Raw genomic sequence first — 10,709 nt, 5'->3', positions numbered from 1 at the left:
ACGTTCGTTCGATCCATCGAACGAACGTAAAACCGGATCGCACGGGAAAGGGAATTGAAATTGTTTCGGACGTACTTCGCAGCGTTACGCATCGCTTTTGCGCTAACGTGCGTCAGCGTCGGGCTGTTGATATCGGCACAAATGTTTGGTGTCGTGCCCGACGTCGACCACGAACGCACGAAAGCCAAGCAATCGTATTGTGAATCGGTGGCGATTCACGCGGCGATGGCGGTGCGCCGTGGCCAGTGGTCCGACCTGGACGGCACCCTGAAAACCCTGGTCGACCGTAACCCTGAACTGCTTTCCGTCGGCGTCCGCAGCGATCTAGGCATCCTGCGTCTGGACACCGGTTATCACGAATCATTCTGGGCCGCCGATTCCGGACGCAACGATTCCACCCCACAAGATTCGACCACCGACGACTCATCATTGCCGATCCAAACGGCGGGATCGATGTCGTCCATGATGTCGCCCGCAGCGTCAACGCCCGACCAACCTGTGGATTCCGGTTTGTTGTCGACCGCGAAGAATCGCATCCGCCAAACCGCAACGGAAATGTGGGACGACTTGATCGGTTTGCCGGGCAAGCTGGCGTCGCTGCCCGAGGAAATCCGTCAGTCGCTGCGGGACACCGGCGACGAATCAGCGGCGGTCAACACCAACACGGTCGAAGTCCCCATCACACTGAACCGTCGGCCCTGGGGAACCGTGGAGTTTTCCTTCCAGGGCGATCAGGCATCCTTGTGGGGATCGTTGACCTCACGATCGTTGTTCCCTTTGACGCTTTATGTCGGATTCGCGGGGCTGTTCGCCTACTTCACTGTGATGGCCAAAATCATGGGCGCGTTTACCGGTTCGCAGGTCGTTCCCGATCGCGTTCGTGGTGCGCTGGACACGTTGGCCGAAGGCTTGTTGTTGCTGGACGATAAGGGGCACATCGTCTTGGCCAACCAAGCGTTTCTATCGTGCACCGGATCGGTCGCGTCGGAAGTCCGTGACCGAAAGATCGACGAATTGCCGTGGGTCCACGATGCCGATTCCAACGAAGACCAACATCCTTGGCTGCGAAGTATCCAGTCCAGTGAATCGATCACGACATCGATCCAGCGGTACCGCATCTCCAGCGGCGAGGTCCGCGTCTTTTCGGTCAACACCGCGCCGATCGGCGGCGACAACAGTAAGCGTGGGGCGCTGGTGACCCTGCGCGACGTCACGCACATCGAAGCCCACCGTGCCGAACAAGAACGCATGCTTTCGATGTTGCGGTCCAGTCGCGATGAAATTCGACGCAAGAACCGCGAACTGGAATTGCTGGCGACTCGCGACAGTCTGACCAACTGCCTAAACCGTCGCGCGTTCTTCGAACGCTTTGAAACGCTGTACAGCACCGCGACGTCCAACGGCACGACGCTGGCGTGTCTGATGTTCGACAATGACCACTTCAAAAGCGTCAACGACAACTACGGGCACCACATCGGCGACGAAGTGTTGCGGAAAGTGTCCAAGACGATTCGTGACCGCCATGAATCACGCCACCTGGTGTGTCGATACGGCGGTGAAGAATTTTGTGTGGTCATGCCGGGCTGTGATCTGCAGCATGCGATCCACGAAGCCGAAGAAACACGCCGGGCGATCATGGAAATCCGGTTGGATGATCCGGCCGAACTACGCCTGACCGCCAGCATCGGCGTGTCCGAATTGGTCAACGACCCGGCCGATCCCCAAGAACTGATCAACCAAGCCGACGCGTGCCTTTACATCGCCAAACAACGCGGTCGTAACCGTGTCGTCGCCTATGAACCGGGCTTCGAGGAACAACAAGAATCTGCCAAGGCAGACGATTCACGTGCCGCGCCGTCGACCGCCGCCTCGGTCAACGGTCCGGCGGTTCCCTTCCAAGCCGTCACGGCATTGCTGGGCGCGTTGTCGTATCGCGACAGCCAGACTGCTGAACACAGTTGCCGTGTTGCCGACCTGTGCGTCCGCACCGCCCGCGGCCTGGTCGACCAGAAACAGTTATACATGTTCGAAGTCGCCGGCTTGCTGCACGATATCGGCAAGATCGGTGTCCCCGACCACGTGCTGCTGAAGCCCGGCAAACTGACCGCTGCCGAATGGAAATTGATGGGTGAACACGACCGAATCGGCGTGGACATCATCGAAGGCACCTTCGATTCGCCGATGTTGACCGAGATCATTCACAGCCACCACGCCTTTTACGCCGGTGGGGGTCGTCACGATGATCTGCCGCACGGCAAAGACATCCCCTTGGGTGCACGCATCTTGACGATTGCCGACAGCTATGACGCCATGGTCAGCGATCGCGTGTACCGCAAAGGCCGCAGCCACGAAGAAGCCGTCGAAGAACTGCGACGTTGTTCCGGCACCCAGTTCGATCCGGACTTGGTCGAACGCTTCATCGAGAAAATCCACCCGAGCGAACTGGGACAAGGCTTGGACGAAAACGGGTTGACCAAGCAAGCCGCACTGAAGATCGGCATGCACGTCGAACTGATCGCCGACGCAATGGACCATCGTGACGTCAATCGTTTGCGAGAACTGGCGGTGACACTTTCCGGGCTGGCCAAGAGTCACCAGATCGACGCGATCGCCCACTGTGCCCAGTCCATCGAGACCCGCGCGGTGGAATCACTGGAACGCGTCAAGACGGCCGAAACCGCGACGGGAATTTCCGCGTTCGAGATCATGGATCCCGAACAAGAAGAAGAAAACGATTGGATGCAGTTGTTGTGTGAAGCCAATAACTTGCTGGACCTGTGTCGCGCCACCCAAAACGTCTACTTGGGCGACACCACCGAACGCAATCGTCAGATCATCGAAAATTTCTTGACCGACGTCGACGCCTAACGGCTCGTTCGTGATTGAAAGTCGCCATTCGCTTTGCCGAAAGCAGCGTCCCGGAACGCGAAACCATGCGGCGAACCATGCGGTGAACCCGGCGGCGATGCATCGCGTCGATTCAATCAACCGACTGGCGATAGACGGTACTTTCGCGTCCCGGCTATGGTTCGCCCAGCACGTCGCGAACCGCGTCGGCCCATTGCGGCCAGCCTTCGGCCGCCGATTCAAAATCCACTTGCATCCAGCGAACCGGTTCATCGGGCAAGACCGGCGGCGGGAACTTGCTGTCGGGGCTGACCGGCATCTGGCTGCTGGGCCCCATCGCCAAGCGGTCTTCGATTTCTCCGGTCATCAAATAGTCGGCCAAACGTCCCGCGGCGACCGGGTGCGGAGCGTCTTTTAAAATCGCCAGTGTGTTGGGAATCCGCAACGTGCCGGGCTGTTCGGGTTGTTGATCGGGAAAGATGATCGCGACCGGGTACCCAAGCTCTTGTTCGACAAAAGCGTCGTCGGTGTCGGTCAGCCCCCAAGCCAGACGGCCCGTCGAAACGGCTTGGGCGACCTGTTTGTTGCCCGACAAGATGACCGCGTTGTCGACAATTTGGCTTAGCATTTTCAACGCCGCGTCTGGGCCGATTCGATCGCGGATAACGGCGAAGTGGGTGGCGGTGGTGCCGAACAGGGGCCGAGCCATGGCGCAGTCCTTTGCCCACCGCGGGTCGCGCAAATCATCGACCGAATTGGGGCGTTCCGCCGCGTCCGGAATCATATCGGTGTTGACGATCAGCACCCGAGCCCGTGTGGCAAACCCACACCACGTCTTGTCACTGGCGATCAAGTCCTTGGGCCAAGTGGCGGCGACGTTCCAGTCATGCGGTTGCAGCAGCCCCAACTTTTGCAGACGCACGGTGTGCAGGATTTCATTGTTCCAAAACAAATCGCACTGCGGTCGATCCTTCTCCGCGATGATCTGGTTGACCAGCCCCACGGTTTTGGTGGATTCGACGTCAAACTTGGCGATGACGCCGGTTTCGCCATCCTGTCGGCGTTCAAACCCCATCAAAATCGGCTCGGCAAATTCTTGATCCAGCGCCGAATAGACCACGACGTCGCTCTCGCTACGCGGAACGCAACCGCTACAAAGCAACACCACAAGCAAGGCCGTCGCGTGAAGCATCCGCCATCGGTGCTTGTCAGCGGCCGTAAAAAAGTGTCGGCGGCTATACTGAACCCACTCGCTTCGAAACCTCGCTGTGGTCCCGCATGGAAATCTATTGGCAACGTGTTGTGTCGGCATGTTGGGTCGGCTTTGACGTTGAACGAAAGTCGCGGTGGCGAATGTCGGACCTGATTCCAGTGACGTGCCCGTCGCAATGTGTGTGCATTGCGGTCGTCGTCGCTGTTCTGTGTGGAGCGGATTGTAAAGCACAGTCGGCAACCGCGGACGGGCTGTTCCGTCATACAGGTAACCACATCCGGTTAGTGACAGACATCGACGACGCATCACAAATGGACACCATCGTGGCCACCTTTGACGCCGCGGTGCCGCAGTGGGTGTCGTTTTGGCGTCTGGAACCGGATGCCGCCGATGATTGGGTGGTCGACGCCTATGTCATGCGAAACGACCAGCCCTTTCGCGACAAAGGTTTGCTGCCTCGTTCGCTGGCCGAATTCCCTTATGGCATCGCTGACGGCAATCGCGTGTGGGTACGCGAACAAGCCGACGACTATTACACGCGGCACCTGGTCTTGCACGAAGGCGTGCATGCGTTGATGTACGAACAATTTGGCGGTGCCGGTCCGACATGGTTCATGGAAGGCACCGCGGAATTGCTAAGTGTGCACAGCGGCGTCGGTTCCGGCGTGGTGATCGGACAAGTCCCACGGAACCGAGAGTCCGTGCCGGGCTGGGGACGTTTCAAGATTTTGTCGCAGCGACGCGACGACGGCGAAGTCAAGACGATCGAAGATGTCATGCGTTTGCCGCATCGTTTGCGTGGCGATGTCGAATCCTACGGTTGGTCCTGGGCCGCCGTGATGATGCTGGCCCAGTACGCGGAATACCGTGATGCGTTGGTCGATGCCGCCACACGGGACGGCCGCGACCAATCCAACGACTTCACGCGGCGGTTGTACGCAAAACTGGTTCGCCAATGGCCCGTCGTCCGAGCGCGATGGGCCTTGATGAATTTGGAATTGGATTACGGGTTCCGGTGGGACCGCGAATCGATCGACATTGCCGTGGACGACCCGCTGTATGACGGATCGGAAATTCAGACGACGCTGCATGCCGACCGTGGTTGGCAATCGACGGGCTATCGATTCCCCGCGTCTTCGGTCGTCCGGATCGCGGCACAGGGCGATGTCGCGTTGGCCGATACGACCCGCCCGTGGGTGTCATTGCCCGATGGGATCACCCTGCGTCACGTTCGCGGGCGCCCCCTTGGTCAAGTCATCGCGTGCTTGGTGCCGACCGATATCCGTGACACGGGATCGGCCACTTTGCCCACCATCGTGACCGTCGGCGACGATGCCACCATTCGCATGGATCGCGCAAGCTGGCTGTTCCTGCGGGTCAACGATTCGGTCGATCAATTGACCGACAACCAAGGCCACTTTGAAATCCGCATCACGCCGGCCCGATGAGCTAACATAACCCTCTGGTCCACCACCGGCCGTTGGCTTCAGGCGTCCATTGATAACCGTCGGTGTGACGACCAACGCCATCGCATACCGCCATCCATCCCACCTTTTCGATAACCGCCGTCATGGTCCGATCCATTTTTCTGATTTGCACGCTGACCGCCACGACGATGATGCTGGTTGGTTGTCAGCCGCCGTCCGAAACCGCCGACGGCTCGTCCAGTGATGGCGATTGGACGATCGCGATGATCCCCAAAGGCGAAACGCACATCTATTGGAAATCGGTCCACTTCGGTGCACGCCAAGCCGCCGACGAACTGGGGGTCGACCTGCAGTGGAAAGGCCCTTCGAAAGAAAACGATCGCGATGAACAAATCAGCGTGATGCAGAGCTTTCTGAACCGGCAGGTCGATGGCATATGCCTGTGCCCGCTGGACGCCGACGCGTTGGTCCGGCCGGTGGCCGAAGCCGGTCGTGCCAAGGTCCCCGTGGTGATCTTTGACAGCGGGCTGTCCGACACCAGCGGCACCGTGTCCTACGTGGCCACCGACAACTTTCGCGGCGGCCAAATGGCGGGCGATGCGATGGCAAAAGCCTTGGGCGAAAAAGGCAACGTCGTCGTGATGCGTTACCAAAAAGGCAGCGAAAGCACTCACCAACGCGAAGAAGGTTTCCTGGAAGCCATCGGCAAGTACCCCGACATGACGGTCATCAGCAGCGACCAGTACGGCGGATCGACCACCGAAGCGGCGATCGACAAGTCGCAACAGATCTTCAACAAGTTCGGCGACGAAATCGACGGGATCTTTGCCTCCTGTGAACCGACCGCCGCGGGCATTCTGCAAACGTTGCGTGATCGCAAGTCCGCCGGCGACGTCGCCTTGGTGGCTTTTGACAGCAGCGAAACGCTTCGCAAAGCGATGGCCGACGGCGAAGTCACCGCAATCGTCCTACAGGATCCCGTGCGAATGGGTTATCTGTCGATCCAAACCATGGTCCAGCACCTCCGCGGTGAAGACGTCCAGCGGCGCGTGGACACCGGTGTGTTCGTGGCAACCCCCGACAACATGGACGACGAAAAGATCCGCAGTCTGTTGCAGCCCGGCCAAGCGTGATGACGGTTGACGATTCATCGAATCGCCCGTCCGAATCCACCGATGATCGGGCGGTGGTGGTCGCCAAAGGTCTGGGAAAGCGCTACGGACCGCATTGGGTTTTGCGGGACGTTTCGATCCGCTTGCGCCCCGGCCAAGTGATGGCATTGCTGGGTGAAAACGGCGCCGGCAAGAGCACGATGATCAAGATCCTGAGCGGTGCGGTCGTCCCCGACGAAGGATCGCTGTCCGTCTCCGGTGCACCGATTCGTTTCGGACGCCCCGACGTGGCGCGGCGATCCGGCATCGCCACGGTCTATCAAGAACTGAGCGTCTGTGATGACCTGAGCGTCGAAGACAACATCATGCTGGGACGCGAACATGGACGAATCGGAACCCTAAACCGGCGATCCCAGCGACAGATCGTCGACGCGGCACTTCAGCGACTGGGTCACGCCGACTTGGACCCGAAAACACAGGTTGGCGACCTTTCGGTGGCCGCTAAACAGTTGGTCGAAATCGCTCGGGCCATCGCGGGCAACGCCAAGCTGTTGATCCTGGACGAACCCACCAGTTCGCTAACCGCCGCGGATGTCAGGCAACTGTTCGAAGTCACACGCAAGTTGGCCGGCGAAGGATTGGCGGTGCTGTACATCAGCCATTTTTTGGAAGAAGTCCGCCAGCTGTGCGATTCCTACACCGTGTTGCGTGACGGACGCATGACGGGCAGCGGACAACTGAGCGACGCCGGTGAATCGGAAATCGTTCGGCTGATGGTCGGTCGCGACGTGGACGATCTGTACCCGCAAACCGAACGCTGCACCGGAGATCCCGTTTTGCGATGCCAAAACGTCACCGGCCCGGGCATCGCATCACCGACGGATCTGACGGTCCATCGTGGCGAAATCCTTGGCATCGCCGGGCTGATCGGCGCGGGACGGACGGAATTGGTCGAAGCCGTCTTTGGCATGCGATCGCGTGGCGGCGGTGTCGAAATGAACGACAACATAATTCCACCGGATCACCCCGCCGCGGCGATCGCCGCGGGATTGTCGTTGGTCAGCGAAGACCGCAAAGGCCAAGGGCTGGCGCAAAACCTATCGATCGCCGACAACACGACACTCAGCCGGTTGGGTCCCTACGCCACCGCCAACGTGTTGAATGAAAAACGTCGCCACCAAGCCGTGGACGAATTGATCGAACAGTTACAGGTCAAGTGTCGCGGTGGCCAACAAACCGTGGGCGAACTTTCCGGTGGCAACCAGCAGAAGGTCGCTTTGGCGCGATCGCTGCATGAGCAGGCCGATTGTTTGATACTGGACGAACCCACACGCGGTGTTGACGTCGGCACGAAAGCACAGATCTATCGTTTGATCGGACGGACCGCTGCCGACGGAACCGCCATCCTGTTCATCAGCAGTTACTTTCAAGAACTGTTGCACATGTGCGACCGCATCGCAGTGATGGCTCGCGGTCGCATCGTGGAAATTCGCGATGCCAAGGATTGGGATGAACACGACCTGTTGATCGCATCGATGAAGACCTAGCCGTCATGCCGCCAAGTGTTTGTTGCACGATGATGACCGCATTCCCTTTCGCCCGACAGTTCCCAACAAAATGACTTCGCTGATTCGACGAATCTTGACCGCCGCCGGGCCGTTGTTGGCTTTGCTGGTGGTGATCGCGTTTTTCGCAATCGCCGACGCGGCCCAAGGCTTTGAAGGCCGTTTTCTGACCAGCGGATCGGCACGACTGGTGGGGCTGCAAAGCGTCAAGATCGGGATCGCCGCGTTGGGGATGACGATGATCATCATCGCCGGCGGAATCGACCTTTCGGCGGGAACCGCGGCGGCGTTGTGTGGGTGCACCGCGGCCTGGACGTTGCAGCAAGGCGGCGGCATCGCGGCGGCGTTTGCCGTGGCAATCGCGACCGGCATGCTGTGTGGATGTGTCAACGGTTCGCTGGTCAGTTTGCTGCGGTTGGTGCCGTTCATCATCACGCTGGGTACAATGACCGTGTTCATGGGGCTTGGCAAAACCATCGCCGATGAAGGCGGCACGATCACACCGCCGGTGGAATCGATTCCCAATTGGCTGGTATCGATGGTGACGCAGTTCCCCGAACCCGAGTGGATCGCCTATCCGATCCTGCCCAATTTCTGTTGGGGCGTTTGGTTGTGGCTGGTGTTGGCCGCCGGCGTCAGTTTTCTACTTCACCGCACCGTTCTGGGCCGCCACTTGTACGCGATCGGTTCCAACGAATCGACCGCTCGCTTGTGCGGTGTCCCCGTTGTGCGAACAAAATTGTTGGTTTATTCGTTGGCCGGTTGCCTGGTCGGTCTGGCCGGGATGGTCGACTTGGCGCGGATGGGCAAAGGCGACGCCAGTGCGGGCATGGGGCTGGAACTGGAAATCATCGCCGCGGTGGTGATCGGCGGCGGGTCGCTATCGGGCGGTCGCGGCAGCGTGATCGGAACCATTTGCGGCGTGCTGATCATGGGCGTGATCAATCACGGATGCACCGCACTGGGTTTGGAAAACCAAGTGGAAAATATCCTACTGGGTGCAATCATCATCACAGCCGTCTACGTCGACCGGCTGCGCAACCCCGGCTGATCCGTTCCCCAAGATTCTCATCCGGCCGACGAATCGCTCCGACATGCCAACTTTGTTTTCCATGCCCGACGCGTTGTTTTCCAGTTTCAACATCCGGCGATCGATCGGTGCCGGCATGTGGGTGGTGATCGTCGCGTCGGCCGTGGCCGCGTATGACCGATTGAAGGGTGACCGAACCGATGCGGCATCCTCGCCGAAGGTCGCTTGGTTCACGCCGGTTCGTGACATTGACGCCCACGCGGTTGACGCGGACGTGCGAATCGGCGATCCCGTTTTCTACCGCGGCCCATCGTCCGACGCATGGGTGCAGGCGGGTTACATTTCCGACGTCACCGACGACCGATCAGCCAATCAGCGTCAAGACATGCGAATCCGTTGGTATGTCGACGGCGTCACACCGCAAACGTTGGTCTGGGAATCGCATCGCACCACTGGCAGCTTGCAGGAAGTCGTCCAAACGATGCTGCCGCCGGAAAAACGCCAGCGGATCCAATCACAGATTCAACAATTGCTGAAGCAGAACGGCCAGGAAATGACCGAATTGCTGCAGCCACTGGTCCGCGAAAGCTTGGTCCGGTCGTTGCCCGTGATCGAACGGGGCGTCCGTCGTTCGATGGCCGAACATTCCGATCAGTGGCAGGGGCTGGCGGGACGTTTGCAAACGGAGATCTTGGACCAACGGATCATGCCACTTGCGAAGCAGGAAATGATGCCGATCGTCCGTCGTCACGGCCAACCGATCACCGAATCGATCGGCCGTGAATTGTGGGACCGCGCGTCGCTGTGGCGGTTCGGTTGGCGTGCGTTGTATGACCAGACGCCGCTGGGGGAACGGTCGCTGGTGAAGGAAGAGTGGCAGCGTTTTGTCGACGAGGAAGCCGTCCCGGTCTTCGAGGACCACTTGGATGAAATCGTCGTCGCGGTCCAGAACACCATGTCGGATGTCGCCGCCAACCCGGTCATCCGCCAGGAACTCGCCTCGGTCGCCGGAACCATTGCCGACGATCCCGAAGCGCAGCGGTTGCTGAAAACCGTCTTGCGTGAATCGATCGTCGAAAATCAAGAACTTCGGACCTTGTGGAAAGAAATCTGGACATCGCCCCACGCGGTCGCCGCACTGGATCGCGTCGGCGATCGCGTGGAACCGGTGGTGCGTCAGATCGGTGACTTGTTATTCGGTACCCCGGAACAAGGCATCGACCCGAATTTCGCTCGAGTGCTGCGGAACCAAATCCTGCGGAAAGACCGTCGGTGGATCGTCGCGTTCGATCCCTCGATGCGCGCGGGCGGTGCCGATGCGACGTCCTTCAACGAGATGACTCCCGCCGGCGACAGCTATCGGCCGGTCGTCCGGCCCGCCCAAACGTCGATGCCTTACCCGGTCGTTTACTTGGCCAGCGAATAATTTGCCCCCCTGGAAACGCCGACGCACCATGCGCCGGCGATGCCACTGGGTTAAACTGCCAAGGGTTCTCCTTTCTGGCATTTCTTTTC

At 59.6% G+C, this 10,709-nt stretch carries 7 protein-coding genes; 6 read left to right on the top strand and 1 reads right to left on the bottom strand.

Annotation, left to right across the window (positions count from 1 at the left end; translation table 11 throughout):
* The first annotated feature begins 54 nt into the window (after positions 1-54).
* Positions 55-2,868, top strand: coding sequence for a diguanylate cyclase (locus Mal65_RS10040; protein ID WP_145296756.1), 2,814 nt, complete (start codon positions 55-57; stop codon positions 2,866-2,868).
* 154 nt (positions 2,869-3,022) lie between these two features.
* Here the strand turns inward: Mal65_RS10040 and Mal65_RS10035 are convergent, their stop codons facing one another.
* On the bottom strand, positions 3,023-4,039 hold the full coding sequence (locus tag Mal65_RS10035) for an extracellular solute-binding protein (protein ID WP_145296753.1): 1,017 nt from the start codon (positions 4,037-4,039) through the stop codon (positions 3,023-3,025).
* Positions 4,040-4,344: 305 nt separating this feature from the next.
* Between Mal65_RS10035 and Mal65_RS10030 the strand changes: the two genes are divergently transcribed.
* The 5 genes from Mal65_RS10030 (at position 4,345) to Mal65_RS10010 (ending at position 10,620) form a co-directional block, all read left to right on the top strand.
* Positions 4,345-5,508, top strand: a complete 1,164-nt coding sequence (locus Mal65_RS10030; RefSeq protein ID WP_145296750.1) for a hypothetical protein — start codon at positions 4,345-4,347, stop codon at positions 5,506-5,508.
* A 122-nt stretch (positions 5,509-5,630) separates the two neighbouring features.
* Positions 5,631-6,620, top strand: coding sequence for an ABC transporter substrate-binding protein (locus Mal65_RS10025; protein WP_145296747.1), 990 nt, complete (start codon positions 5,631-5,633; stop codon positions 6,618-6,620).
* Entirely contained in the window at positions 6,620-8,146 is a 1,527-nt protein-coding gene (locus Mal65_RS10020; RefSeq protein ID WP_145296744.1) for a sugar ABC transporter ATP-binding protein, read from the top strand. The genes Mal65_RS10025 and Mal65_RS10020 overlap by 1 nt, the downstream gene beginning before the upstream one ends.
* A gap of 70 nt (positions 8,147-8,216) precedes the next feature.
* Positions 8,217-9,215, top strand: a complete 999-nt coding sequence (locus Mal65_RS10015; protein WP_145296741.1) for an ABC transporter permease — start codon at positions 8,217-8,219, stop codon at positions 9,213-9,215.
* A 43-nt stretch (positions 9,216-9,258) separates the two neighbouring features.
* Positions 9,259-10,620, top strand: coding sequence for a hypothetical protein (locus Mal65_RS10010; RefSeq protein WP_145296738.1), 1,362 nt, complete (start codon positions 9,259-9,261; stop codon positions 10,618-10,620).
* The last annotated feature ends 89 nt before the right edge of the window (positions 10,621-10,709 follow it).

The sequence above is a fragment of the Crateriforma conspicua genome (assembly GCF_007752935.1).
GTDB classification, from domain to species: Bacteria; Planctomycetota; Planctomycetia; order Pirellulales; family Pirellulaceae; genus Crateriforma; species Crateriforma conspicua.
Note: the sequence above shows the minus strand (reverse complement) of the source record. Positions and strands in the feature narration are given on the sequence as shown.

Bases quoted from the DNA above. Each gene is read 5' to 3' on its own strand.
- Mal65_RS10035 (WP_145296753.1), bottom strand. From the start codon at position 4,039: ATGCTTCACGCGACGGCCTTGCTTGTGGTGTTGCTTTGTAGCGGTTGC.
- Mal65_RS10020 (WP_145296744.1), top strand. From the start codon at position 6,620: ATGACGGTTGACGATTCATCGAATCGCCCGTCCGAATCCACCGATGAT.
- Mal65_RS10015 (WP_145296741.1), top strand. From the start codon at position 8,217: ATGACTTCGCTGATTCGACGAATCTTGACCGCCGCCGGGCCGTTGTTG.
- Mal65_RS10025 (WP_145296747.1), top strand. From the start codon at position 5,631: ATGGTCCGATCCATTTTTCTGATTTGCACGCTGACCGCCACGACGATG.
- Mal65_RS10010 (WP_145296738.1), top strand. From the start codon at position 9,259: ATGCCAACTTTGTTTTCCATGCCCGACGCGTTGTTTTCCAGTTTCAAC.